Source organism: Rhodococcus sp. NPDC079359, assembly GCF_040702585.1.
Lineage (GTDB): Bacteria > Actinomycetota > Actinomycetes > Mycobacteriales > Mycobacteriaceae > Rhodococcoides.
Map to the genome: position 1 here is coordinate 18,606 of NZ_JBFBLH010000017.1, position 26,591 is coordinate 45,196.

Here is a 26,591-nt window from a genome sequence, read left to right on the forward strand (position 1 = left end):
CGGCGGGCTGTATCGAAACTCCCTTGCCCGCGGCGAACTGGCGCGCAACGGGCTCGCTGTTGATGCGCTGAAACGGAGAGCTCGGCTTACCGAGAGCACTCCGTTTCTCTCCGTCGAGCGTGATTTTCGCTTTCTCAAAGTGAGACGGCTGAGACTGCGCGAATTCGATCCGCTCGGGCCTAGCCTCGTTCACATCGGCTGTGGCACCAGTCACAGAGCAGAAAGGACGGCATCGATGTACTCAAAAGGTGACGACAGTTTCTTCATCGTCGACGCGCACGTGGCGCTGTGGGATGCGCGCAAAGAAAATCAGCGCAACATCCACGGCAAGCAGTTCATCGACTGCTTCTACGACTATCACCGCAACCTGTCCCCGGAATCCGAGGTGTGGACCTACGACGAGTACCTCTACCAGGGTGGCGAACGCCTGATCAAAGACCTCTTCGTCGACGGCTACGTCGATCACGCCATCTTCCAGCCGGCCCAACTCGGGGAGTTCTACAAAACCGGATTCGGTCAGACCGAGGAAGCGTGGGCCCTCACGCAGGCCAACCCCGAGCGTTTGACGTACAACCACAACTTCGACCCCCGCAACGGTGAACGAGGCCTCGACCAGCTGCGCGCTGACGCAGAACGGTTCGGACTCAAGGGCGTCAAACTGTATACCGCCGAGTGGCACGGCGAATCCCGCGGTTACAAGCTGGACGACGACTGGACCCGCCGCTATCTCGAGGTATGCCGCGAGGTCGGCATCACCAATATTCACGTCCATAAGGGCCCGACGATCCGTCCGCTCGATCGTGACGCGTTCGATGTCGCCGACGTCGATCACGTGGCGACCGATTTCACGGATCTGAACTTCGTGGTCGAACACTGCGGTTTGCCGAGGCTGGAGGATTTCTGCTGGATCGCAACGCAGGAGCCCAATGTACATGCGGGACTGGCGGTTGCAATGCCGTTCATGCACACCCGTCCGAAGTATTTCGGGCAGATTATCGGCGAACTGCTGTACTGGGTCGGGGAGGACCGCATTCAGTTTTCCTCCGATTACGCCCTGTGGACACCTCGCTGGTTGATCGAGACGTTCGTCGACTTTCAGATCCCCGAGGAATTGACCGAGTACCCGGCGATCACGCTGGACCAGAAGAAGAAGATCCTGGGACTCAATGCCGCGAATATGTACGACATCGACGTCCCGGCCGAACTACAAATTGCGGATGCAGACGAAACCGAAACAGGACCACGTGGTGCCGAGAACGCGGCAGAAGAACACCTGGTGGGTGCATAGCAATGGCAACCAGACACGAGGCCGCCATCGATGCCCTCGGAGCGGTGATCGATCCCGAGTTGGATCAACCGATCACCGACCTCGATTTCGTATCGTCGCTGGTGGTCGATTCGAGTGGCGATGTCGTGGTGCATCTGCGGTTGCCCACGTCGTTCTGCGCACCGAACTTTGCTTATCTGATGGCGTCGGACGCGAAAGACGTTCTCAAGCAACTCGACTGGACCAGGAAGGTGACTGTCGAGCTCGATGATCACCACGATTCCCCGATCATCAACGCAGGTCTTGCGGCCGACGTCGGCTACCGCGGCACATTCGGGCACGAAGCAGAGGACGATCTCGAAGACCTGCGGACGATATTTCTGCGCAAGGCCCACGTCGCCGCCATGGAACGGTGCCTGACCGGACTGCTGCGATCGGATCCGACGCGGGAGGTCAGCGAGATGGGGCAGGTGCTACTGAAGGAGCTACCCGACGACGAGAACACTGGAGCCCTGCTGCGTCGGCGCGAAGTGATCGGTTTGCCCACCACCTCCGACAGCCTGGTGATGGTCGATCACGAAGGCAACGAATACGCCCAGATCGATGTCCCACTGGCATTGCGTCGCGCGCGCTCGACGCGCATATCGATCGACGGCAACGCCCATTTCTGCCGGGGACTCCTACGTACCCGCTACGACGACCCAGACCGCACCACCGTCGACGCCTGACATCGACTGGGAGAGAATGGAACATGAACATGATGAGAGCAGTACAAGTCGTGGGCTATCACGACAAGCTTCAGATGACAGAGCTACCGATTCCCGAACCGAGCGGGCCGTTCGACGTCGTGGTCAAGATCGGTGGGGCCGGTGTGTGCCGCACCGACCTCCATATTCTGGAGGGCCAATGGGCCGAAAAATCGAACGTTCAGCTGCCGTACACGATCGGCCACGAGAACGCGGGATGGGTGCACGCGGTCGGCTCGGCCGTCACCAACGTCACCGAGGGCGACAAGGTGATCGTGCATCCGCTGATCACGTGCGGACTGTGCCGTGCCTGCCGCTCGGGTGACGACGTGCACTGTGCGTCCAATCAGTTTCCCGGCATCGACACCAACGGAGGGTACGCCGAATACCTGAAAACCTCCGCGCGCAGTGTCGTCAAGATCGACGACTCGCTCGAACCTGCCGACGTGGCGGCATTGGCCGACGCAGGGTTGACCGCCTACCACGCCGCGGCGAAAGCGTCGAAACTACTGACGCCGCGCGACAAGGTAGTAGTCATCGGTGCAGGTGGACTGGGGCACATCGGCATTCAAGTTCTCAAGTCGCTGACCGCCGCCGAGATCGTCGTCGTCGATCGAAACGCAGCAGCTGTCGAACTCGCCAAATCGATCGGTGCCGACCACGGAATCGTCGCCGACGGCACCCACATCGAGCAGGTGATGAATCTGACGGAAGGCGCCGGAGGAGAAGCCGTCATCGACTTCGTCGGCGAAGGCGGTGCCACGAAGGAGGGCATCGCGATGCTCAGCGGAGCTGGCAACTACTACGTCGTCGGATACGGAGAGAACATCGATGTGCCGACGATCGACCTCGTATCCTCCGAGATCAACATCGTCGGTAACCTCGTGGGGTCCTACAACGACCTGTGCGATCTGATGGCCCTGGCCGCTCGCGGGTCAGTGGTGCTGCACACCGCGAAGTACTCGCTCGACGACTTTCAGAGTGCCATAGACGATCTCGATGCCGGTACCATTCGTGGCCGCGCAATCCTCACGCCCTAGGAGCGTCGATGATCTTCATCGTCGTCAAGTTCGAGACAAAGCCGGACTGGACCGAGAAATGGCCGGACCACGTAGCCGAGTTCACCGAAGCAACGCGCGCCGAAGAAGGCAACCTTTGGTTCGAATGGTCACGCAGCCTCGACAAAGACAACGTATACGTTCTTGTCGAGGCATTCCGCGACAGCAACGCGGGAGGAGTACACGTGGCCAGCGACCATTTCAAGAAAGCAATGACAGAACTTCCCCGAGCCCTCGCATCGACACCCGAGATCATCAGCCAGAGCATCGACGCAGCGGGTTGGGGCACGATGGGTGAAATGACCGTCGATTGATCGACGGACAACAGAAGTCGACGTGGTTCGGCCCGGCAGCACACCGCCGATCAGTGATGTGCTGCCGGCCGACAGTCGCAGAAAACAAGCCGGGCCTCCAGGCCAAGGTCTGCCGGGGCAGTGAAAAAGTCGATATCCGACTCTGGGTCCCCACCTCGGTGGACGCCATACGCGTTTCTTCCACTTCGAACGGATAGTCATGTGACAATCGGCGGGCTCTCGTACATCGATGATCTCGTAGCAATGGTCGGCCCTGCTGCCACAACAGACCCCGGAACCATAGTCGGCTACTCCCGAGATCAATCCGTCTTCACACCTGCAGGTAAGCCTGCAGCCCTCATCCGAGCGCGATCCACCGCCGATGTGGTCGCAACCATGCAGTGCGCACACCGATTCGGCATACCGGTCGTCACGCGCGGTGCAGGTACCGGTCTGGCAGGCGGATCTAACGGACTCGACGGCTGCATCGTGCTCAGCCTGGCGAGAATGAACTCAATACTCGACATCGATACCGAAAATCGCACCGCCACTGTCGAGCCGGGAGTCATCAACGCCGATCTCGCGTCGGCGGCCGCGAAAATGGGACTGTGGTATGTCCCCGATCCCGGCAGCCGGGCGATATCGACCATCGGCGGCAACCTCGCCACGAATGCCGGCGGAGCATGTTGCGCCAAATACGGTGTTACCGGCGACCACGTCGCACGCATCACGGCGGTCCTTGCCGACGGGACCATCATCCATACCGGATCGAACACTCGCAAGAACGTTGCAGGAATGAACCTGACACAGCTACTGGTGGGTTCAGAGGGAACACTTGCAGTGATCGTCGAGGCAACGATGCGGCTGCGTGCCGCACCTGCGGTGCCGTCGACCGTCATTGCATGCTTTCCCACCGCCGCTCGAGCAGTAGCAGCGATTCTTGCGGTCACTGCTGCGGCCGAGCCACAGGTCCTAGAACTGATGGATCGTACGACGATCTCTGCGGTCAACGACATGACCAGAATGGGCCTCGACCCCACCACCGGGGCCTTGCTACTCATTCAGTGTGACGGGCGTGCGCGCGAAACGGAGGCAACCGAGTGCGCCGACGCGTGCACGGCACAGGGAGCGACGGAGGTGTACCGCACCGACGACCCCGAAGAAGGCGAGAGTCTCATGCACGCGCGGCGTGTCGCGCTCACAGCACTGGGCAGAACGGGTTCCACACTGCTCGACGACCTCGTTGTCCCCGTTCCCCAGCTCGCCTCCATGCTCGCTGCCATCGAGCGAGCTGCTACCGGACGCGGAGTGCGAATCGGTACCTTCGGTCACGCAGCAGATGGAAACCTCCACCCCACCATCGTTTTCGACGAGACAGATCCTCGAGCTTGCGAGCAAGCGTTGCTTGCGTTCGAAGATATGGTCGAGGCCTGTCTTGAGCTCGGTGGAAGCCTGACCGGTGAACACGGAATCGGTGAATTGAAACGACCTTACCTCGACATGATGATCGGTTCGACGGAGCGCAGAATCATGGACGGAATCAAGCAGGTGTTCGATCCAACGATGATCTTGAATCCCGGACGAGCTATCTGACACCCAGCGAATCAACAAAGTCGACGATTCTTCGATCGAAAGAGGTGCTCGAGATGTACCGGAAACTAGTGAAGGTTGACCTGCCGCCACCGCAGACGGATCACTGGGACTGGCAAAAACAGGGTGCGTGCCGATCGATGCCAATCGCATTGTTCTTTCCCTCTGACACGCTCCGCGGATGCTCGTTGCGTCGAAGTGAACGCGAAGCCAAATTGGTATGTGCACAGTGCCCAGTCATCGAACTTTGCCTCGAACACGCTATCAGTTCCAAAGAGCCTTACGGTGTTTGGGGCGGCCTCAACCCACGTGAGCGACTTGAACTGTCCGAACTCAAGTCACCGAATGTAGGTAACCCTGACAGCGCGAAGCGATCTACGGCCAGTAACGGTCGGCAGTCGAGCGTCGCGTCGTGGACAGAAATCAGCACCGACGTCGTCGTCTGAACTCGGCAGCTCGAAAGGAAAAGGGAGCAACTTGTTGAAGGCACAAAAACTACCCGGTGCAGCGCGCTCTCCTCAAATATCTAAGATAGTGCGACTCACACCTCTATTGGGTCCGCGCACAAGATAAAGACCGATCTACGGCACGGCCGTCCCTCCACTGGAAAACTATGAGTCGGTGAACACATGAATTCCTCACTAACCGCGACGACGCCCGTAACCTCGGAGCCCGTCGACTCCACCCCTGACCTGCTAAAAATCCATTCTGCGGCAGTTGTCTTCGACCATTGGTCCAGTACGACTGGCCGTCATCACCGCACCGACGACGAACGCAACGACGATCTCATGGTGCGGTTCTTCGTCCTCTGGGTACCCTTCGGTGGTGGTGACGAAGTCGATATCATGATGCAGTTCGGAATTGACCGACATCAATTCTCAGCAAGACTGAGAGAGCTATCGCTCAGTCCCCGAATTTGTCGATACCCAGATGTGATCAAAAAAATGCTTCTAGAGGAGTACGAGCCGAGCGCCCGACGGTAGTTCCGTAAACGAACCGCCCAACAAGTCCCGAAAGTCTCAGATCCGGCCCCTTCGAATACGGAGCATTGGTTCGCGTAGGCGCGCGTTCCGTAGGGGGCGTCGAACCACACATGCAGCCACCACGATGATGCAGCACTTCGCGCTGGTGAACAGCCCAGAGTCCAATCCGAGCCAGGAATTTGTCGATGCACCGCCGCGGCATCGAGAAACAGACTTCTACCGGAATCCGACAAGGTGGCGCGCAGGCTTACCTCACCGGGTGCCCGCTGTCTGTTGACGGTGCATTTCGGGCACCTGCGACTTGAACCACATCAACGACACCCGGGCCCACGCCGGAGACAATTCCATCAGTCGGGCCTTCGATCCGCGCTTGTGCACGATCCCGGAGACCGACGGCATTGCCGCTGTAGAAACCGGTCCATTACCAATGCTCCCAGCCTGAGCATCGACAACGCTCTTGAGGTTAGGGTTCCTCTACCAGTTTCCCCAGTGCGTCCCGCCTCTTGAGTGAATGGGCTCGGGCAGCGAAACCAATTGCCGCCTCGAATACACCGAGACCGACCCGCCCCAAATAGTTACGACTCAGGGCATCCATGGACGTGGTCGGGACCGAACGTTTCGTTCCATTCGGCGAGGCAGATCCGACACATCCAAACACCGGGGCCACGCTCAAAGATTCTGATAACCCGCTCTCCTCCCGCGATCGCGTTCTGCGCGAATGTGTAAACACTCAGTTGCTGCTCCGACATATTCTCCCTGGGCCCATCGACCAAAGTGCGTATGCGCTCAAGCGCATATCGCATCCAAGATGGATCGTGCGAGCTATTGTTCATGCAAGATCCTCTCCGCTAGGTGTAAGATCCGCTTCGCTAGATAGCTCATCTCCATTTTGCATTCCCACAAGCCTGCCCCCTCCTGAATATATCGAAAAGACCAGACAAGTCTAGCCTCAGAATCTCACTCTGGTGGGTATGTTCTGCCCGCCAAAGCGGAGACAAATGCTGGGGTATGCCCATTGGACGGAGGCAATTGATGGAACTGCCCCCGCTTTGGATGCTCCTATTGGTGTCAAGCGGTTTCTGCGAGTTGTCCCGTCAACCAGTCGCGGTAGCGCGCGGCGAAGTCGTGGTTCGGTTTGATCGCTCGTTCCGTGCGCGAGATCGTGGTGAGAGAGACCGCGAAGTGGTCGGCGCAGGACTGCATGGACAGCCCGGCTCGGTGGCGGAGCGGCCGAAGGTCGTCGGTCCCTTGGACGGGTTTCGGGTCGACCAGAAGCGAGTGGATCTCTCGGGCGATGTGCCGTTTGAGGCAACGCCGAACTTCCCTCGGTGATTTTCCTTCGACGGCCCCATCGACACCAGCGCCTCGCTTGCAGCAGAGGACTCCACACCTTCGGCGACCACCTTGAGGTCAAATGACTTCGCTAGCGAAACCACTGCCCGCACGATCGCTTGGTCCTGCTCGTCTGACTCCAGGTTCTGCACGAAGGCTCGATCGATCTTCAACACGTGGACCGGAAAGATCTTCAGGTTGATCAATGAGCTGAAGCCCGTTCCGAAGTCGTCGATGGCCACTTTGACCCCGCGGTCACGCAGCAGCGACAGGATCTTGGCTGTCTGCTCGGTGTCTTGGACGATCGTGTGCTCAGTCACCTCGAGGCATAGTTTGGCGGGGTCCATGCCACTGCGCGACAGCGCGTGCTCGACGGTGTCGAGGAACTGAGGGGCGAGAAGTTGATTGGGGGAGACGTTCACGCTCAATACGACGGCCAGATCCGGCATGGCGTTTTTCCAGGCTGAAACGTCGCGGTGGCGGCCCCCAGCACCCACTCACCCAGCTCGATTGCGAGATCCGATCCCTCCGCGACCTCGAGGAAAGCGGACGGAGGCAGAAGTCCTCGCTGCGGGTGCTGCCAGCGGACGAGCGCCTCGACGGCGGTGATGCGACCGGTCGTGAGATCGACTTCGGGCTGATAGTGCAGGACCATGTCTCCATCGTGGATCGCGGCGCGTAGGTGAAGCTCTACGTCGTTCCTCAGTGAACTGGCCGCTCGGATTGCGTGATCGAAGAAGGCCACGCCGTTCCCGCCGCGCCGCTTTGCTACCAACGCTGCTTGATCGGCGTGGACGATGGACTCGTGGACCTCATCGACACCGGTTAGGGCGGTGGTGACTCCGATCGACACTGTCCGCGTGATCGAGTCATCGCCGATGGGGACTTGGGTTTCGGCCACTGCTGCGAGAACTTTGGCCGCAATCGCGTCGGGGGCGACCCGATGTGGGGTGTTCGTGAGCGCCATGTGACTGGGCTGAATCAGCGCGACAAATTCATGATCGGCCCAACGGCCCAGGAACGCTCCTTCTCCGAGAACCTTCAAGAGTGTCTTGACCAGGGACTCCAAGTAGAAGTCTCGGGCGGCGTGACCGTGAAAGTCGTTCAGAGCTTCGAGACGATCGAAGTTGAAGAAGAAGACCGTCACTGGATCCTCAGCCCAGGGTAGGCGCAGTCGACCGTCGAGCTCGGTGGTGATGCCTAGCTTGTTGGGAAGGCCCGTCAGGGTCGTGCAGCGCTGCGAGACGAAGGGATTCCTGGGCCTCGATCCTCGCCTGCACCTGTGTCAGCATCGTGGCTACGACCATCAGGGCGTTCGTTTCCTTGTCCGACCAGGGCCGATCACCGAGGTGCACCAGTCCGCGAACACCCTCCGTCCGCGCACCGAGCAGTGGCACCACGACTGTGGACGTCACGGGATGCCCTGAGGCGGCCTCGATACGTTGTCGATAGTCCTCGATCTCTCTGTTGGGCCTGAACACCACGGGTGCCGATAGGTGTTCGGACTGGGCGAACACCGAGTCAGCGGCGTCGAAGTACACCGTTCCTAGTGGGTCGGGGTCCGGTGCATCGGGCCGAATGGGCCACTCGGTGACCATGATGCTGGCTCTGATTTCATGATCGTTTCGCCGGAGAAACCCTGCATTGCAGCAAGAGTGCTCGACGAGAGTTCTGAGTACTCGGCCGAAGGCAGTGTGAGCGGTGTCTGCATCGGCCGGCATGAGGATGGAAGATGCGACAGTCACCAAGTCGTCCAGGCTCTCTGTGGGACGCACCAATTCTCCTCATCGGCAAGCAACGACACGGCTCAGCAGCGGTCTGCACCCCGATAGGTTTGCAACACTGCATCGGGTGTCGACGTTTAAGATTGGCTCGAGACATCGTCTTCAAGGACTCGGGGGTCCACTGTGTTATCACGCACGCTAGACGTGTCCTTATCTCCTGCGTACCAGGCATTTTGGGACGCACCATTCGAGTTCCAGCTCGAACGGTTTCGTCAACTGAGACAGAGCCCGCCCCAGTTTCACGAGGAGCCGGCAGGACCCGCATTCTGGTCGATCGTTCGTTACGACGACGTCGTCGATGTAAGCCGAAGGCCTGAGATCTTCTCTTCTGCTGGAGGTTTCACGATCGCGGACTTCCCTCCCGAGGCACTCGCATTTGCTGGGTCGATGATCGCGATGGACGACCCTCGGCATCGCCGGTTCCGGGGGATAGTGCAGGGGGCCTTCACCCATCGTTCGGTCCGTCAGATTTCGGGAACTGTCGAGCACCATGATCGGACGTTGGTCGAGACTATTCCCTCGCACGGCGAGTTCGACTTTGTTGAAGCTATTGCGGGAAAACTACCTCTGTTGGCGATCTGCGAGCTGCTCGGCATCCCACCGGAGGACCGCGACTTGGTCCAGCGATTGACCGACCAAGTGGTCGGGAACAGCAACGAGCTGTTCACGAACTCTCCCGGACTGTCACCAAGCGTCGTTGAGATCTACTCGTATGCCGCTCTATTGGGCACCGCGCGCAGGTCCAGTCCAACCGACGACGTGATCTCCCGGCTACTGCGTCCTCAAAGCGAAGACGCCGGAGAGGGCGGAAAACTCACCGTTGAAGAGTTCGCGAGCTTCCTCGTATTGCTGATCACCGCAGGGTACGACACGACGCGTCAAACCATCGCGTGGGCGATATATCTGCTGACCGCCCACCCGGGTCAGCTGAGATGGCTAGTCGAAGACTTCGACGGCCGTATCGACGGGGCTATCGACGAGATCGTGCGGTGGACATCGCCTGTGCCGTACATGCGCCGAACGGCCATTGCCGACGCGTCGGTTGGCGATCTCTCCATTGCTGCGGGGAACAAGGTCGTGATGTGGTACCTGTCCGCGAACCACGACGAGACAGTGTTTTCGGATCCCGCCAGTTTCGACATCGCTCGACAAAATTCGAGCCGACAGCTTGGATTCGGTGCACGGGACCCCCACCACTGCCTTGGGGCGAATCTCCCAAAACTGGAAGTCCGCACGCTGCTCAAAGAGTTGCCGTATCAGTATCCCAGCTTGAAAACAGGTACACCGGACCTCGTTCTCTCAGCGTTCATCAGCGGTATTCACCGACCACCAAGCACCATCGACGAAGCGCACCTCCTGTCGGGGTCCATGGACGTAGCCCCCGGGCCCCGATAAGATCAGGTCTACCGCAGCTCGCCGACCCGGTGGGTTACCCATAGCTTCGACTATTCGGCTTTGGACGTATGCGCCCCCTTGAGGGTTTGACGCCTTCTTGGCTGTCGGTCGTCTGAAGCGAGGTAACCCTATGGTGGGCGTTCGTATTGTGCACCATCTCAACTGTGGATCGTTCCGGTTCGGGCTCGTCACTCACGTGCTGGCGTGTGAGACCCACTCAGGCCTCGTGATGGTCGACGCAGGAATTGGCAATGCGGACATCGACTCACCGACCTCGAAGCTGGGGCGAGCGGCACTGGCGTTGGGGCCCGCACTTGAGCGCAACGAAACGGCCCTCGCGCAGCTGAAGCGCCTCGGATACAGCGCAAACGATGTTCGCCACATCATCTGCACACATCTTGACTACGACCACATCAGTGGTGCGAGCGACTTTCCGGATGCTTTGGTACACGTAACGGCAACCGAGCATTCGGTCGCCGCCGCCAGACGCGGTGTCACGGCCAAGCTTCGATACCGAACACATCACCTACCACTCGACATGCGCATCAAAACCTATGGGGGACAGGGCGGACCACAACTCGGTTTCTCCACGTCCTACCGGATCGCCGGCTTGGACGACTTCACACTGATCCCGTTGCCTGGACACACCCTAGGACACGCCGGGGTAGCCATCCGCGCAGGCAAACGTGGATGGCTCATGCACGCCGGCGATGCCTTCTATCACCAGTCTTCTATCGGTCTAGGGCCGAACAGCAGCGGGTTGAGGCCCCGGGCGCTCCGCGCCATGGAATCGATGCTCGCTGCCGAACCCAAGCGGGTCAACTTCAACCACTTGCGGTTGAAGGAGTTGGCCAACAGCCCCGATATCGGCATCCAGGTCTTCTGCTCGCACGACGCAACTGCCTTGCAAGCTCTACAAGGAACAACCACACGCACGTAGGTCGGTAGAACTCTTGAGCAGTGAGCCACCACACACGCCATCAGCAAATGGCACCGTTACCGGTGGGTTACCATTCGGTCGTGCGACGGAAAGAGGGTCTCGGCAGCGTCAAGGAACAGGGAGCCCCTGGCCAGCAATGAAGCCGAGATCGTTTGGCACACAATGCCTATGCAGCGATGGCATATGATCCGGCGTGCTAGAAGATTGGCGAACGGGGAAGTAGGGCTATGTCGGACAAAGAAGTGGGCAACCTAGATCCATCCTGGGACGATTGGCTCGTCATCGAGACGCTCGGGTTCACCGACGGCATCGAGCCAACGGTGGTTGCGAGGGGCGATCAGAAGCGCCAGTTCACACGACTGAACCGTCAGCCCGGCCCCGTGAAAGTCAAGGAGACCGTCAGCAAGGTCGTCGCCGAGGTTGTAGCGAAGGGTGAACCAGTAGTCGAACCGACATCCGGATTCGGCCCTGACGTAGGAGTAGCTGCGTGCGGGGTCCCCATTTTTGGTCCTGAAGCAGTCGTGTACGGCGTCCAGGTGTGGGTCGGTTTGGTCACCGCAACTCCACCCCCGCCTGAGAGTGTGGGTACCTTCGAGTTCGACGTCGAACGTCAAGTGACGAAACACGGCCCCGGCCACGACGAACAGATCCTCGGACTACAGGACGACAGCGATACTCGCACCCTGCAGGAGATCTGGAAGCACTTCGACCGATTCGACGACGAGGAGGCGTACCGGGAGTATCTCGATTCGCTCGCTGCCGATGAATTCGAGTCAGGCCATGAGTTCGCCGCGGAAATCTATCTGACCAGCGCAGACGGCGTACATCGCCGAATCCAGATGTCCGTGCGATCCAAGAAGACCACGGCAGGCCGGCGGATCCTCGGGCTGCTACACGACACCACAGAGGGTGAAAAGCCTCACAGCATGTCCGATCGTCAAATCGCCAGAGCCGCAACGCAATTGGCCGCACAAGATGCTGATTCCGGGATCGCACAAATCGATCTGAACACCGGCATCGTCTTCGAGTGGCTGAAAACCCCTCCCGCGCCATTCGATCAGTGGGAGAAGCAAAATCCAGAGTTCGATATCAGAACCACGAAAACCCTGGCGGATGCGCGCGCCGCAATCCAGAGCGGATCAATCAAGTCGGACACGATCACCGCCACACTTCGTTTCCCTGGCGACGACGACTCCTGGAAGCTTGCTGACCTCACGATCAGCGCCATTGGCGAAGCAGATCACCAGCAAGAAAGAACCATTCGTGTGGCCATGATCCAGATAGGTCATCCGTGCTCGTCACTTCCAGCCGGCATGTGGTGACCAGCGCCGCGAATGATCGCACGACCTGATCGGTAGCTCGCAGTACGAACCGCTCGTACTGCGTTTCGCTCCGATAGTCACACCTGCACGATGACCGCACCGAGGTGGTCTCCGAGCAACTCGAGGGCTTCGAGCGCAGGATCCTTGGTCGGCGGACCTTCCTGAATCCTCAAGGCCCACAGTCGTTCGGAGTCGTCGGCATCAATCGCAGCGTGAATCGTCAATTTATTACCGAGCATATGTAGCGTTGCATGCAACAAACTTCGCCCGCCCACAGCAACCACCGGAACTCCTTCGACCAAATCGCCAGCCAGCGCAGAGGTATACGCAAGTGCCTGCACGACCGCGAGGAGCACCGGCCTGTGTCGGCTGCCGAGGAATTCTTCGTCGATCCACGTCTGCGCGTGAGCGAGCCACTTTCGACGAACGCGATCTTTCAGGAAAGAACCATCCCCCCTGTGTATCCGTGCTTGTGCGCGTCTTGGTGGAATGGTCGGACGATGCTTGCGGCCCAGGTCAAGGCCTTATCCACGTCTCGTTGCAGGGCCGCTGCGGAATGTTTTCCATACTTCTCGAGGTAAACGCGGCGGACCCCCGCCCACTCCTTCGTCGTCATCGCGTTCTCCACGTCGGCGGCACTGGCACCGCGTAGAACGGCGTGGCTGATGACGGACTGCCGGGCTTCCGAGTGGGAATCCCACAGGGCCCTGGCTGCTTTGGTGAATTGGCCCGTCGACGCGTACGTCTCGACGGCCTCTGGGACAGCTGTACTGCGATGAAAGCGCGGGTCCAAGCGCCGGTCCGGGCCGATACCGACAAGGCGTTCATCTTGGATGAGGGAGGCAGCGACAGCGGCCGTGGGGTTCCGGTGCCGGGGAACGGTTGCACCGCCCAGCGGGGCGATCAGACGAGCCACGACGCCACGGTCGGAGCGAACGGTGAAGGCATCGATCGCCTCATCCAAGGGCCCATCGAGGACGCGGTAGCCGCCCTCGCGGCACGGCGAGCCCGGGGAGTGATGCATCCCCAGTCCGCGTTTAGCATCGGAGTGGCGTCCAGGGTGACCAGGCGGGCCGACAGGAGCTGCATCACCATTTTGATGTCGTCGACGCGCAGCGGAAGGTCGGTGGCCATCGGCACCAGGACGTGGCGGCCGCCGCTCGTAGAGCGATCTGTGACTGTCCGTGCGCCGCATTCGTGGAGCCATCCCAAGACACGTTCGACATCGGCGTCGACTTGCTCTGGCGTGTGGTGCTTGGCGTCGAAGTCCAGCGCTAGCAGGCTCGTACGGCCCCGCGCATAGATCGGCACCGCGGCCGGCACCGTCGGTAAGTGTTTCGTCAGACTCCGCGACGTATCAAACTTGCCGCTGCTGGCCCTCCAGACACGCATGGAGCGGCGAGCGGCCACGAGCGGAGACAGCCGTCTCCAGGCGTCATCGGGTGTCGACGCCAGTGAGCCGACACGTGCTTTAAATCTTGTACCTTCATCAGGGCGCGATGTACCCTGAGACTTGTCACGCAAGACAGTCCCTTCGCGGATAAACAGTAGAGCTGAGGCGCGAGCTACCAACTCGTTCCTCAACAATTTAGAAATCCCCTGGCCCTGCCGCCGGGGGTTTTTCTATTTCCAGGCTGTCTGCTTCACTGCGGATTCAGTTGACCATTGACGAGTCGCCCTGCATGACAGCGTGACTCGGACTCCGTCCGCATTCAGTAGCCTCGACCACCATCCTTCGGTTCTACGTCGCCAACTTCACGAATCATGCCGATTTGTCCAAGCCGTGGAGGTCGAGACTGTATGGCTCCTTCACCGGGTCCAACAAAGGAAGCCCTCTGATCAGGGCCTGCTCGACGACCTCCCACTTGTTGAGTCCTCGAGACTCCGCCTCAGCCTTGACGCGGTTCACGACGCCGGGATCAATCTCGGCGAAAAGCGAGGCCTTCTTCCGATCGCGGTGACGCTTGGCGGCGTTAGTCATAGACATATGAATAACACTGATTCGGCGCACATAGGCTGAGACACGCCGACAGGCATCGAAACAGGGGGTGTGTAATTCTGGCGAGATTTTCTACAGAGACTTGAGGCGCGCTTCGCGCGTGTCGATCGCGCGCTGCCAAGCGTCCGTGACTTCTTCGGCGGCAACGCGGTACAAGTCTGCTATCGCTTGAACCCTCGCCCCATTGATGGGCTTGCGGCCACGTTCGATATCCACGAGCAGGGTCGGCGAAATGGAGAGCCTCTCCGCGGCTTCGACCTGCGTCAGGCCGACTCGAACTCTCAAGTCACTGACGGTGACATCGCTCGACGCAATCGGGACGAGATCAGCAACCGTGGTGCGCAATGCAGCTACAACTTTGACCAAGGGGCCCGGGGTCGGCTGCGATCGACCCGTTTCCCACGACGAAATGGTCTGACGCGAAACCCCCGAAATGCCGGCCAAGTCGTCAACGGAGAACTTGCGGCGCTCTCGGAACTGCTTGAGACGCGCGCCGCTGAAGTGCCGCACACCACTCCTGGACACCTTGTTCGCTCCTCATGTTTCCGACTCCGGTTCCGTCGATCCTATGGACATCGAGACCTCCTTTTTTCGCCAGAACATCAATGGTGCGTGTTAACTAGTATGTGTTAACGTAGCACCGTCAAGCAGGGTTTAAACCAGCGATCGGAAAGGCTTCGGGTATGCGAACAGTTGCCAGCTCGCCGAGGTCATGGTTAGCTGACTCACGCACCTCCTCCCAGGAGGCATTCTCACCGTCTGAGTACTGCGACGGCGATCGACGCATGAGAGCACTCTGTGCTGCTCGTCAACGGATGCCATTCGCGGGAGTCGTCATTCCGGTGCACTACCAGCCACTCCAGAGCTGTCCAACGGTCGTCAGGACCGATTCGACGGCTCTCTTGGCGCGCCTGGACGGTTCTCGCGGCGGCTTCTCTGGGTTTCGAGCTACTCGAAACCGGCACTCCAACCGTCCTGCCACAGCAGTGTCGGCGAGCATCATCCAGTTCTCGTGCAGCAGCATCACGACCAATACGAAAGCCGGATTGCCGCCCTAACAGAAGAACTGAAGTAAGTAGCAGACCCCAGATGCGCCGTGATTGGCGTCTCGAAACGCATCCGGAGTCCCCTCCACCTAGAAACACCCACACCTCTTTCGAGGGCAGAGGTGCATCCGCAGTGGCTCTCCAAGCCTAAGCGGAAACAAGCAAACCGCAATCGGATCGGAGACATCAATGCAATCTCCCGTAATGCCCGACGTGTTACACCCACAGACCGCCTCGTCCGCTGAGCAGCCCTGTCCTGCCCTGAATGACCGTGGAGCCTTTGGCTTCGCTGCGTGCTCGTTGACCTCGACAGCGCACCCTGTTCACCAGTTGCTGTGCGAAGTCACTGGCGAGCTTCTCGGCGAATGGACCGACATGGATCCGTCCTTCCACGTCCCCAGCGGTAGTTCGACTACGGGCACACCTCGACGCCACGTCGAGGTCAACGACCGCGCGAACGCATTCGGCGACGCGGCCTGACCCTCAAAGCCTGAGCTACAGCGACAGTCCGACTCCGGAGACTGCGCAGTGGCTCATTTGGTGGACCGGCGCGAGGGTCGCGTGGTGACGCTTCGACCTCATCGTGTGCCGAATTGCACGACCCCGCCGGGACATCGAACACATTCCGACAAATCAACTGACAGAAAGGAATACAACCGATGCCTTGGATCTTCTCGCGGCTCTGGTTCTGGCTCGGCCTACTGGGCTGAGCGCTCTGGATGCCAGTGCGCAACGGACGCGCGCTGGCATCCACTCCCAAGGCATCACCCACCGTCCGCGCTGAGGGATCACCCGAAGGCTGACCCTCGTTTTCGGTCGTTCCCCAGCGCGGACGGTGGTGGTTCCACCATCAACCACTCCTGCCACACATAACCCAATACCGTTGCATCGCAGCGTCTTACGAAAGGCACCACCACACATGTCTCCCCAGCAAGGAATCGGCGGCCGTCACCGCCGCCGCAGAGAACGGGCACTCGTTCTCACGGCCGTTCCGGTCGCCGTCGCCCTGGTGTGGGGCACCGCGACCGCGCACGCGGCACCGCAGGACTTCGTGACCGCCCCTGGCACCGCACAGTCCGGAACCACCGACACCACCCCCGTCGCGCCGCCACCGGCCCCGACCCAGGAACGCCAGTTCCTGCCCGGTTACCAGGCCTCACCCCAGGTGCAGCAGTCCCAGTGGCGTAGCTACAACGATTACCGGTCCGGCAACCAGCAGTCCTCGTACCAACCCACCTACTACGAACCCAGCCCCGCCCCGACTCAGGCACCACCGGCCCTGCAGGCAACACCGCCGCCCCCGCCGCCTGTTCCGACCGTGCAGCGCAAGGTGATCGCACCCATAGACGCACCCGACGGTTACGTCCTTGTCGGCGGCGAGCTCGTCCCGTACGACCCGAACCTGCTCGACCCGAACCTAGTCGAACAGTTCAACAACACCGGAGCCGCAATCCAGGCCGACGGCGGAAACTGGCTCGTGGACAACGGATTGACCGACGCATCGCGTGCCGACCGCATCGCTGCGGGCACCATCACCGGCGTCATCACCGGTGGCGCTGTCGGTCTCGCAGCATCCGTGGTGCCGGCCGCAGTCGTCACCGGCACTGCCGCTGCCATCGGCGGTGGCCTCGGTGTCGCAGCCACCACAGGCACCGGTGCCATCGTGTGGGGTGGACCGGTCGGCTGGGTCTTCATCCCCGGTGCTGCAGCGCTCGCAGGCGCAGGAGTCGGCGCTGCCCTCTCGGCTCCGATCGTGCTGGGCCTGACCGGCGCAGGTGCTGTCATCGGCGGCATCCTCGGTGCCACCGTGCTCGGCGGGGAGCAGCAGATCATCGAAGAGCCTGCCCCCGCACCTGCGGTGGTTCCCCCGGCCGCCGACAGTGTTCCGGCCATCCCGCCGGCCGCAACAGTCGATCTCCGCGGTGCCGTGGGACAAGTTCGCGACCCCCTTGCTGCCGACCCGAACGGCCGTCAGGTGCTCGCTGCCGCCGACACCGCGGTTCAGAGTGCGGCACCGATCGTCGACCAGGCCGTTCACGACGCACAGGTATGGACCGAACCCGCTTACGAGCAGGTTCAGCAGTTCACCTCTACCGCCCTCGAGCAGCCTGCCGTTGTGGACACCGTCGCCGCGGTGAACACCGCCGTCGCTCCCGTTCTCGACCAGGCGAAAGCCGCACTTGCAGGCCTGAACCTCGCGGTCTGACCTCCGGGTGCAGCCCGACCACTCCCGGTGGCCGGGCTGTATCCGAAGGTTCGACCCTGTTCCGCTACTTCGATCCCTCGGAAAGGCCTGTTGTGGCACCTCGAGACCGCACCACCGACACCGACACCGACATCAGCGGCGGCACCGACGATTGGTTCGCTGAGCCTGTCCTCGCCGAGACCGAGAATGCCGCAGCAGCTTCCGCGTATCCAACCGAGCGCAGACTGACGGTCCTACCCGAGCATCGGTCCGCCGACGTCGAGCCGGACGACGACTGGTTCGACGGTCCTGCCGACGACACCAACGTCAACCGGCCGGACCTGGACCCCGCAGCCCAGCCGACGGACCGATTCGGGTCCTTCTACGAACGGACCTCCGTGCTTCGCGCTGGAGGCCCCTACACCGCGCCCTCACCTCCGCAGTCGTGGTGGCGACGCCACCGCGCCACCGTCGCCGTCGCAGCCGCACTCACGGTCCTGATCGGGGGAGTAGTGGGAACCGGGCTGGTACTCACCGGATTCGGTGACGAACCGCAACCACCGGCCGCACTGCTTCCCGACGACATCGTCACCACCACAACGGCTCCGACCTCGACCGCTCCCGCAGCGGCTGGTGCAGCCGCAGCCGATGTCACCTGGTGCCGGGGGCAAGCCGACGGTGACCCGGTCACCGAGGACAGTGACGACCCCGGCGCGGCGGCGATCTGGCGGTTCGAGAAGGCCTTCTACTTCGACCGCGACGGCGCTGCCGCCCGCGCCGCAGGTGCACCCGATGCAGTGATGGCGTCCGGGCAGCGCCTCCAGGTAGGGATCGACCAGCTCGAGGCCGATATCGAGTTCTGCGTCCTTGCAGACCCGATCGATGCCGGGATCTACGACGTCACCGTCGTCGAGCGCGGACCCGGCATCGACGGGCGCATGAGTCGCCAACGGATCACCACCACCAAGGCGCAGGACGGCACAACGCTCATCTCCGCCATCGTCCCGCGCTGACCCCTAGACCAGGCATATCCGCTGGATCCCACCGAAGAAGAGAGAAGCCGTGCACACACCCATCGACCAGGTTCGCCGCCACACCGTGCGCCTGCTCGCCGTCACCGCCGCGCTGACCGTCGTGGTCTCCGCGAGCGGAGTCACAGCCGCGCAACCGTCCACCACACCCACCCCGTCCGGATCAGCGACGACCAGCCGATCCAGCAGCGACGGCGACTGCCCGGCACTGCATCTCGTCGTCGTCCCCGGTACCACCGAGATCGACGAGAACTCCTCACCCGACGCCGATTCCGGCTTCTTCTCCCGGCTGACCGTTCCCGCGATGCGTGATGCGAACTCCGGCGACGGACCTGCTCTCGACCGCAGCTACGTCCCCTACCCGGCAAGTTTCGGCGGCAAGCCAGGGGACCGCTCCGCCGTTCCCTACGCGCAGTCGGTCGACATCGGCGTCGAGAACACCACCAAGATGATCTCCGATATCGCCGCACGCTGCCCCGGAACCAAGGTCTTCCTTTCCGGCTACTCCCAGGGCGGCGAGGTCGCCTCCCAGGTCACCCGCGAGATCGGAGCAGGAACCGGCCCCGTCGACGCCGACCACTTCGCCGGCGCTGCACTGTTCTCCGACCCCACCCGCGCCGAAGGCGAAGACGTCATCGCCAGCGGGGGATCGACCCCCGCACCGGCACCGGGCACCGACGGCGCGGCAGTGGACACCGTCCAACTCGCCCCGGCTGTGGCCGCAGCCGCCCCAGCAGGTGGCGGTATCGCACCGACACCGAAGATCGCCGGATTCGGCGCGGTGTCTGACCGGGTCGCCTCGTACTGCACCGCAGGCGATCTCGCGTGCGACACCCCCGTCGACGCCCCCGCCGCGAAACTCGTGGCCTCCATCGCCGGACAGTCCTCGTTGGACACTCGTGACCCCGTCCGGATCCTCACCGACGTCTCCACCGCCGTCGGGCGCACCGCCCTGATGACCGGTGCGTCGGTGATCAACGACAACATCGACATCGATTCCAAGGCAGGACGATTCGAGGTCAACTCGTCGTCGGAGACCGTGCTGTCGAAGATGGCCAAGTATTCCGACCCCTCCGCGACCTCGACCGACGAGATGATCGACGAAGCGGTCGGTGCGGTCACCAAGATCGCCGGCATGGCCATCGGCGCGGCGATCACCGTCGCCAAGGACGTGATCACCCCCGAGACGATCGGCCAGCTCGCTACCGTTGGCCTGACGAACCCACCCGCAGCCCTCGGCATTCTTGCGACCAAGGTCCTCTCGTCCGCGGTCAAGCTCGTGCCCCCGGCGACGATCGATTCGGCCGTCGACGTCGCGTTCAAGGAAGTGTCGAACACCATCGACGAGAACGCCGGTCTCGCGCAGCTCGTCACCGACACCTCGTACTGGAACACCGCGACCAAACATGGCTCCTACGACAGTGTTCCGGTCGGATCCAAGGGTGAGACCCCGGTCGAGCTGACCGTGCGGTGGATCGTCGCACTCGCCGCTGACCTGACCGGCGATCAGTCTCTCGCCGACAAGGTCGGGGCAGTGATCAAGCAGGGTGCGTCGCTGTTCGCCACCACCGACACCGTCCGTAGCGCGGGGAGCATCCTCGCCGCTCACGCCACCGTCGAGGCCACCGGCACCGCCACGACGACCACAGCGGCCACCACCACCTCGGACGTTCCCGCCGCAGCACCCACGACCGTCTCGCCGACCACCACTCGGTGATCGAGAACGCCGGAGAAGGAGGTGCGCCCGAGATGGCCGCACAACCAGCAGAGCACCGTGACTACTACCGAGACGACGACGTGTCGGTCACCCCGGCCGGGCTGCGGATACCGCCGCCCGAACGCCAGGCACCGATTCACGACGACCCGGTCGCGGTCCCCGGTCGCCCGCCCGTGATGTGGCTCCTCGCCGCTCACGGGCGCTCCGGCGCAGGCACACTCGCCCAGATCTGGGCCCCGGCGGGCGATGCTCGCCGGGGTTGGCCCGCCGCCGACCGGCACCGCAATGTCGTTGTCGTGTGCCGCACGGACCGCGCAGGCCTCGACGCTGCCCACGATCTGCTCCTGCAATCGGCCGCAGGCCTGACCGGCGGCTGCACCCTCCTCGGACTCGCTCTGGTTCCCGATGCACCCGGCCCGCTCCCCAAAACCCTGCGCAGGCGCGCCGACGTCGTCGCCTCAGCGGCACCAGCTGTCTGGCGGATCCCGTACGTCGAGGATCTGCGCACCCACAGACAGAGCGAGCTCGCGATCTGGACTCCCACCGAACCCGACCCGCCCCCACCGGGGCGGATGCGATCGCCTGCCCCCTCGACCACCATCCCCCACCCGGACCTAGCCGTGATCGGGCGAGAGATCTTCACTGCCGCCCGCATCGCAGCAGGCCGCTGAGCCACGCAACACCTTCCACCACCACAGAAAGAGATGAGCCAACATGATCACCACACTCACTGCAGCCACGACCACATTCCTCGCACAGAACATCGGCGACGTCAGCCCCAGCGCACCGAGCGGTGAAACCGGCGACAAGGTCAACATGCTTCTGTCCTGGCTGATGTGGGGATGCATCATCGTCGGAGTCGGCGGACTGATGGTCTGCGGCGCGAAACTCGCTATCGATAAAATCTCCGGCAGGAACGGAGAAAACGGAGCCGGGATCATCGCCGCTTTGGTCGGCTCGATCATCATCGGCTCGGCAGCCGGCCTGATCAACATGTTCGCCCTATGACCATCCTGACCGGTGCGAGTACGGCTTCGATGACATGAGCACCACCGCCGTGCTCGCTCAACCACCGACCTCACCGGTCGAGTGGCCGGACGAGGTCTGGCAGCCGATCATGACCGGGCTGTCGTGGCTGCTGTGGTTCGCCATCGTCACCTGCATTGCAGCGCTGTTCGTGTGCGGGGCGATGTTCGTCAACCAACGCAAATCCACCGGCACTCAAGTCATCGAGGACGCCACCCTCTTCCGCATCCTGATCTGCGCCGCGCTCATCGGCTCCGCATCCGGCATCGCCAAAGCCGTCCTCGCCTGACTCTGATCCTGCTGCACCCAAACCACATTCAACCGAAAGGCATCTGCTGATGACCGTCTCGCGCACCCTCCGGATCACTGTCGCCGCGGCGACTGTCCTCGTTCTCGCTGCGTGCGGATCCGACAACGACGGCGGCCCGGCCACCGAGGCGGACACACCGGCACCGGATCTGCACTCCGCCCCGGCCGAGCTGACCTGGCGCGAGATCGCAGGCGTGTCGGTGCCGACGTCGCGGGTCGACGGGCCCGCCACAGGGACGTCGGTCAACCGCAGCGGCTACTCCCAGACCCCTCAAGGCGCGGTACTGGCCGCCATCATCGGCCAGACAGCACTCGCCGTCGCCGACGACCGGACATGGCCCGAGGTCGTCAACACCGTCACCGCACCCGGACCAGGCCGCGACGAGTTCGCGGCCGCACGCGCCGCCGTCACCGTCTCCGGATCCGTTCCAACCGACGCGGCACCGAGGTTCGTCGGCTTCGAGGTCACCGACTACAGCAGCGAACCACTCTCGGCGGCGGTGTCGGTGGCACAAACCATTGGCAGCGATGACCAGCTCTACGCCTATCCCGTTGCGCTGCAATGGATATCCGACGACTGGCGCATCGTCCTACCGACCACCGAGGAAAACATCGACGCTGTCGAACTGGACTCCCTCGACGGCTACACCGTTTTGGAGCAGAACTCATGAGCGCCCTGACACGCAAACTCCTGATCGGCCTCGCTGTGCTCGTCGTCGTCGCGGTCATCGGCGCGATCGTGTTCGTCATCCCCAACATGAACGACGACGACACCCCGCCGACCACCGCTGGTCCACCGCCCACGGCAACAGCACCTGCCCCTGGTGATTCCGTGCTCGACACCGGCGCGGAAGGGTTCGGTGTTCCCGACGCCGATCTGTCCGGGCGCACGGTGATGGTCCCGAACAACCCTGCGGGGCAACCACTGCCGCAGCGAGAACCAACGGGGCCGCGAGTCGAATGCACGAACGACGGCCGACCGGTCACGTCCCCGGAGTCGATGATGATCCAACGCAACTTCGGTGTCTCGACTCTGTACTCCGAGACGGATGGGCCGTCGTACATCGACGGCCTGGTGCTCGCCGGATACACCCGCACCCCGCAGGGCGCAGCTCTGGCCGCAGCGAACTTCCTACCCCGCGGACTCGCGGGCGGGCCCGTGGCTGTCGAGTCCACGGAGAAGCTCACCCTGATACCCGACGAGAAGATCGGTACCCAGGAGAAGAAAGAAGCGGAACTCGCGAAACCGGTCAATACCGAGACTGTCGCGTTGCGGGCACCAATGGCGTTCAAGATCCTTTCCTGCACAGACAGTTTCGCCGTGGTCGAGCTCGCTCAGATCCGCGATGTCGACGACGCCGGTAGACGGATGCAGAACCCGACCTACACAGGACTGCGCCTGAACATGGCGTGGGATGGGGGCACCTGGAAGGTCAGCAAGCTCGACGGTGCCACTACTGGCGGCCCATACAGCTCGCTCGATGGTTTCACCCGGTGGGCACTGTGACCCGTATAGCGGCACTTGCCGCTCGCACTGTCGTGATCCTGCTGATGTCGCTGATCGCGGTCGTCGGGGCCAGCGGACTCGCCCACGCTCAGGACCCGTCACCTGCTCCTGTTCCGAATTTGACCGAGCAGATCAACCCCGACGCCGACGGTAACGACTTCCAGCAACAGCGCCGCGAGTGCGTTGCCGAAGGCTCGCCAGTTCTCGGTGACGGTTGGCTCAACGATGCGCTCGAGGGAACCGCGGTGGGCGGCTTCATGGACGAGGCACTGTGTCTGGACAACGCGTTCAGTGATCACCCCGGTGACGCGTTCTCCACCGCGGTCGACTCAGCAACATCAGCGTTCTGGGGCGATCCTGTCGGGGACTTCGCCAAATCGGTGATGGAAGGCAACACCCAAGCATTCCGGTCGGTGATGACGTTCTGGATGTCCTCGGGTATCCCGGGCCTCGCTGCTGAGAACGCCATGTCGGGCCTACGCAACATCATCTCCGGATTCACCGTCGTCGCCTTGTTCGCCTCGATCGTGCTCGCGATGACCAAACTCGCGATCGCCCGCAAACAAGCGGTGATGGAAGGGGCCACCGAGACCGCGACCATGCTGGTACGCACCGTCGTGACCGTCTCGCTGCTCCCGGTACTGGTGCTGATGTTCCACCAAGGCGGCGACATCGCCTCGTCGTATGCGCTGGAGAAGTTCGTCGGCGGGAACCTCGACGAGAAGATCACCGCCATCACCGCGTTCGACGACAAGACCGGCCTCGGCCCGATCCTCGCGCTCGCCTGCGCTGGATTCGCCTTCCTCGGGTCCGTCGCCCAGCTCATCGCTCTGCTCATCCGTGAGGCGGTGCTGTGCGTCGTCGTCGCTGTCATCCCGCTCGCTGCCGCATCCTCGGCTACTGGCACCGGTCGAGGTTCGTACAAGTCGATGATCGCCTTCACTCTCGGTGCTCTGCTGTTCAAGCCGGTCGCGACGTTGTTGTACCTGTTCGCGTTCTGGGCATCGTCGGCGTCGAGCTCGGACCAGATCGCCACGGTCATCATCGGCTCCGTCCTCTTGGTCATCATCGGGTTCGCCCTGCCCACTCTGATCAAGATCGTCGCTCCTGCGGCAGACACCATCTCCGCCGGTGGCCGGGAAGTGGGAATGCTCGGCGCTGCGGGAGGTGCGGTGATGGGGGCAGGCGGTATGGCCGCGTCCCGCGCTCTCGGGGCCGTCGCGAACAACGTCTCCGGGTCCGCAGCCGGAGGCAGCGGCGGTGCATCTGGAGCTGCCGGTACCGGCGCACGTTCCACCCCCGGATTTCAGGGCCGCTACAACGGTGGATCGAGTCCCTCGCACGCGGGTGCATCGTCCGGGCCGTTGGGCGCAGCCCGCAGAGTCGGAACGGCCGCGGCATCGGCAGGTCGCACAGCATCCTCGGCAGGCCTGCGCGGAGCGGCAGGGGCACTCAAGACCGCGGGCACCGTCGGCCGCACCGCGGGATCGGTCTCGACCACTCTCGGCTCGGCTGCCGAGGGCGCAGTCGGCAACTACCACGGACGGATTCAACGATGAGCGCCCAGCTCGAAGCGCCGTACGAGCCGCCGATCTATTCGGCCGGTAACCGGCCGCAGAGCACGTTCGCGTTCGGCCTGCCGACGAAGGTCATCGCCTACGGCGCTGGGTTTTTCGCGGTCTCGTTCGCGGTGCTGATCTTCGGCAACGTCGTCGCCGGACTCGCGTTGATGGGCATCGGCGCGCTCGTCCTCGCTCCTCTGGTCATCGCTCCGAACGGCCGAACCCTCTACGAGACAGGACAACTGAGAATGCAATGGTTCCGCCGCAAGCAGATCGACAAGTCCACCGAGTACCACGCCGGACCGCACTCGAGGATCCCCGGTGGCCGCTACAAGCTCCCCGGCCTGCTCGCCCGCACCAAGGTCTACATCGGAATCGACCGGCACGGCAACGAATTCGGGATGATCCACAACCCCGACGATCACCGTTACACCGTCGTCTTCGATGCCCTGCCCGGCGGCGACGAAGCGATCGTCCAGCGCGACAAGGATCTCTACACCGCCGATTGGGGTGTCTACCTCGCCGACCTCGGCCTGCCCGGCGACATCGTCGGTGCAGTGGTGGTGGTGGAGAACATTCCTGCTACCGGGCTGCGCCTGGCGCGGCGAGCCGAACACGAACTCGTCCCCACCGCACCGCCTCTGGCTGCGTCGTTCGTCGAGCAGTCCGCCGTCCGGATGCCCTCGGGCAGGCACCGCACCCTGGCCCGGTTGTCGATCACCTTCCGCGCCACGACCCGTGAGCGGCAGAAGGATCCAGAGGAGATGGCCACCGAACTGGCCCGCCGCTTACCGGATCTGTACGAGTCGCTCTCCGGTGCCGGGATCGATGCCCAGCCGATGACCGCCGCCGAGATCACCGCGGCCGTGCACCGCTCCTACAACCCCTCGACCGAGAACGACTTCGAGGAACTCGAGATCTCCGGCGAAGAGCACGGCGTCGACTGGGACGACGCCGGACCGGGACGCGCGAAAACCGAGTGGGGTCACTACCGCCACGACGGCGGCGTCTCGGTCGTGTGGGAGATGGCCGCACCGCCCGAGTCGGTGTTCACCGACACCGTCCTCAAACCGCTCCTGCAGCCGCACGACGACCTGCCACGTAAGCGATTGACGCTGGTCTATCGCCCCTACACCGCCGGGGACGCCGCGAAGAAAGTCGATAAGCAACACCGAGACGCCCTGCACGCGATCAACTCTCGCGGCAACAAGATCACCTCCGCCGGGTCGGAGAAGCGGCACGAGATCGCCGAGCAGGCCCGCCGCGAAATGGTCTCCGGAGCCGGATACGAACGCTATTCGGCGCTGCTGACGATCACCGTCGGTTCGGTCGAGGAGATCGCCAACGCCGCCGCCGTCACCGAATCCCTCGCTGCCCGCTCCCGGCTGCGGCTGCGCCGCGCGTTCGCGTTCCAGGACGCCGCGTTCGCGGCCGGTCTCGGTGTCGGTGTGCTGCTGCCCGATCAGATCTCGACCTCGATCCTGGTGCGCCGCAGCTAG

Annotated in this window: 26 protein-coding genes and 1 pseudogene; 19 read left to right on the plus strand and 8 right to left on the minus strand. The window is 62.5% G+C overall.

Going from position 1 to position 26,591, the window contains the following annotated elements:
- Positions 1-235: 235 nt before the first annotated feature.
- From AB0362_RS25155 to AB0362_RS25180, 6 genes are all read left to right on the plus strand, one after another.
- Positions 236-1,288 carry an amidohydrolase family protein gene (locus tag AB0362_RS25155; protein WP_366236236.1) on the plus strand — a complete coding sequence of 351 codons (1,053 nt, stop codon included), beginning with the start codon at positions 236-238 and terminating at the stop codon, positions 1,286-1,288.
- Between the two features lie 2 nt (positions 1,289-1,290).
- Entirely contained in the window at positions 1,291-1,995 is a 705-nt protein-coding gene (locus AB0362_RS25160; RefSeq protein ID WP_032384985.1) for an iron-sulfur cluster assembly protein, read from the plus strand.
- 32 nt (positions 1,996-2,027) lie between these two features.
- Positions 2,028-3,053, plus strand: a complete 1,026-nt coding sequence (locus AB0362_RS25165) for an NAD(P)-dependent alcohol dehydrogenase (protein WP_032385001.1) — start codon at positions 2,028-2,030, stop codon at positions 3,051-3,053.
- A gap of 8 nt (positions 3,054-3,061) precedes the next feature.
- Positions 3,062-3,385: a putative quinol monooxygenase gene (locus AB0362_RS25170; protein ID WP_032384984.1), complete on the plus strand. Its 324-nt coding sequence runs from the start codon at positions 3,062-3,064 to the stop codon at positions 3,383-3,385.
- A 243-nt stretch (positions 3,386-3,628) separates the two neighbouring features.
- Positions 3,629-4,957 carry an FAD-linked oxidase C-terminal domain-containing protein gene (locus AB0362_RS25175; protein ID WP_080731774.1) on the plus strand — a complete coding sequence of 443 codons (1,329 nt, stop codon included), beginning with the start codon at positions 3,629-3,631 and terminating at the stop codon, positions 4,955-4,957.
- A gap of 53 nt (positions 4,958-5,010) precedes the next feature.
- Positions 5,011-5,400, plus strand: a complete 390-nt coding sequence (locus AB0362_RS25180; RefSeq protein WP_080731773.1) for a WhiB family transcriptional regulator — start codon at positions 5,011-5,013, stop codon at positions 5,398-5,400.
- Positions 5,401-5,649: 249 nt separating this feature from the next.
- Here the strand turns inward: AB0362_RS25180 and AB0362_RS25185 are convergent, their stop codons facing one another.
- The 3 genes and pseudogenes from AB0362_RS25185 to AB0362_RS25195 all read right to left on the minus strand — a co-directional run bounded on the left by AB0362_RS25185 (position 5,650) and on the right by AB0362_RS25195 (position 8,867).
- Complete coding sequence (locus tag AB0362_RS25185) at positions 5,650-5,826, minus strand: hypothetical protein (protein WP_155288842.1); 177 nt, start codon at positions 5,824-5,826, stop codon at positions 5,650-5,652.
- A gap of 1,205 nt (positions 5,827-7,031) precedes the next feature.
- Positions 7,032-8,494: pseudogene (locus AB0362_RS25190) on the minus strand (phosphodiesterase).
- Positions 8,424-8,867 (minus strand): hypothetical protein, encoded by a 444-nt coding sequence (locus AB0362_RS25195; protein ID WP_366236240.1) that lies wholly within the window; start codon positions 8,865-8,867, stop codon positions 8,424-8,426. Before AB0362_RS25195 ends, AB0362_RS25190 begins: the two are co-directional and overlap by 71 nt.
- Before the next feature lie 573 nt (positions 8,868-9,440).
- Between AB0362_RS25195 and AB0362_RS25200 the strand changes: the two genes are divergently transcribed.
- The 3 genes from AB0362_RS25200 to AB0362_RS25210 all read left to right on the plus strand — a co-directional run bounded on the left by AB0362_RS25200 (position 9,441) and on the right by AB0362_RS25210 (position 12,710).
- Positions 9,441-10,448 (plus strand): cytochrome P450, encoded by a 1,008-nt coding sequence (locus tag AB0362_RS25200; protein ID WP_366236242.1) that lies wholly within the window; start codon positions 9,441-9,443, stop codon positions 10,446-10,448.
- 130 nt (positions 10,449-10,578) lie between these two features.
- Complete coding sequence (locus AB0362_RS25205) at positions 10,579-11,388, plus strand: MBL fold metallo-hydrolase (RefSeq protein WP_366236244.1); 810 nt, start codon at positions 10,579-10,581, stop codon at positions 11,386-11,388.
- Between the two features lie 227 nt (positions 11,389-11,615).
- Positions 11,616-12,710 (plus strand): GAF domain-containing protein, encoded by a 1,095-nt coding sequence (locus tag AB0362_RS25210; protein WP_366236246.1) that lies wholly within the window; start codon positions 11,616-11,618, stop codon positions 12,708-12,710.
- 77 nt (positions 12,711-12,787) lie between these two features.
- Here AB0362_RS25210 and AB0362_RS25215 read toward each other — a convergent pair whose 3' ends face one another.
- From AB0362_RS25215 to AB0362_RS25235, 5 genes are all read right to left on the minus strand, one after another.
- On the minus strand, positions 12,788-12,934 hold the full coding sequence (locus AB0362_RS25215) for a hypothetical protein (RefSeq protein WP_366236248.1): 147 nt from the start codon (positions 12,932-12,934) through the stop codon (positions 12,788-12,790).
- A gap of 212 nt (positions 12,935-13,146) precedes the next feature.
- The gene (locus tag AB0362_RS25220; protein ID WP_366236250.1) at positions 13,147-13,626 is read right to left on the minus strand and encodes a hypothetical protein; all 480 of its coding nucleotides are present in this window, start codon (positions 13,624-13,626) and stop codon (positions 13,147-13,149) included.
- Positions 13,614-14,033, minus strand: a complete 420-nt coding sequence (locus tag AB0362_RS25225; protein WP_366236252.1) for a hypothetical protein — start codon at positions 14,031-14,033, stop codon at positions 13,614-13,616. The genes AB0362_RS25220 and AB0362_RS25225 overlap by 13 nt, the downstream gene beginning before the upstream one ends.
- Positions 14,034-14,472: 439 nt before the next feature.
- Complete coding sequence (locus AB0362_RS25230; protein ID WP_366236254.1) at positions 14,473-14,691, minus strand: hypothetical protein; 219 nt, start codon at positions 14,689-14,691, stop codon at positions 14,473-14,475.
- Positions 14,692-14,781: 90 nt separating this feature from the next.
- Entirely contained in the window at positions 14,782-15,219 is a 438-nt protein-coding gene (locus AB0362_RS25235) for a helix-turn-helix transcriptional regulator (RefSeq protein ID WP_366236256.1), read from the minus strand.
- Positions 15,220-16,674: 1,455 nt separating this feature from the next.
- Here AB0362_RS25235 and AB0362_RS25240 point away from each other — a divergent pair.
- The 10 genes from AB0362_RS25240 to AB0362_RS25285 all read left to right on the plus strand — a co-directional run bounded on the left by AB0362_RS25240 (position 16,675) and on the right by AB0362_RS25285 (position 26,591).
- Positions 16,675-17,961: a hypothetical protein gene (locus AB0362_RS25240; protein WP_366236257.1), complete on the plus strand. Its 1,287-nt coding sequence runs from the start codon at positions 16,675-16,677 to the stop codon at positions 17,959-17,961.
- 92 nt (positions 17,962-18,053) lie between these two features.
- Entirely contained in the window at positions 18,054-18,953 is a 900-nt protein-coding gene (locus AB0362_RS25245) for a hypothetical protein (protein ID WP_366236258.1), read from the plus strand.
- Between the two features lie 49 nt (positions 18,954-19,002).
- Positions 19,003-20,688: a cutinase family protein gene (locus AB0362_RS25250; RefSeq protein ID WP_366236259.1), complete on the plus strand. Its 1,686-nt coding sequence runs from the start codon at positions 19,003-19,005 to the stop codon at positions 20,686-20,688.
- 32 nt (positions 20,689-20,720) lie between these two features.
- Positions 20,721-21,359 (plus strand): DUF6668 family protein, encoded by a 639-nt coding sequence (locus tag AB0362_RS25255; RefSeq protein ID WP_366236260.1) that lies wholly within the window; start codon positions 20,721-20,723, stop codon positions 21,357-21,359.
- A 43-nt stretch (positions 21,360-21,402) separates the two neighbouring features.
- Entirely contained in the window at positions 21,403-21,696 is a 294-nt protein-coding gene (locus AB0362_RS25260; RefSeq protein WP_366236261.1) for a hypothetical protein, read from the plus strand.
- 34 nt (positions 21,697-21,730) lie between these two features.
- Entirely contained in the window at positions 21,731-22,003 is a 273-nt protein-coding gene (locus AB0362_RS25265; protein ID WP_366236262.1) for a hypothetical protein, read from the plus strand.
- A 49-nt stretch (positions 22,004-22,052) separates the two neighbouring features.
- A complete protein-coding gene (locus AB0362_RS25270) occupies positions 22,053-22,694 on the plus strand; it encodes a hypothetical protein (protein WP_366236263.1) in 642 nt (213 codons plus the stop codon).
- Positions 22,691-23,530, plus strand: a complete 840-nt coding sequence (locus AB0362_RS25275; RefSeq protein WP_366236264.1) for a hypothetical protein — start codon at positions 22,691-22,693, stop codon at positions 23,528-23,530. Before AB0362_RS25270 ends, AB0362_RS25275 begins: the two co-directional genes overlap by 4 nt.
- The gene (locus tag AB0362_RS25280; protein WP_366236265.1) at positions 23,527-25,089 is read left to right on the plus strand and encodes a hypothetical protein; all 1,563 of its coding nucleotides are present in this window, start codon (positions 23,527-23,529) and stop codon (positions 25,087-25,089) included. Before AB0362_RS25275 ends, AB0362_RS25280 begins: the two co-directional genes overlap by 4 nt.
- On the plus strand, positions 25,086-26,591 hold the full coding sequence (locus AB0362_RS25285; RefSeq protein WP_366236266.1) for an SCO6880 family protein: 1,506 nt from the start codon (positions 25,086-25,088) through the stop codon (positions 26,589-26,591). Before AB0362_RS25280 ends, AB0362_RS25285 begins: the two co-directional genes overlap by 4 nt.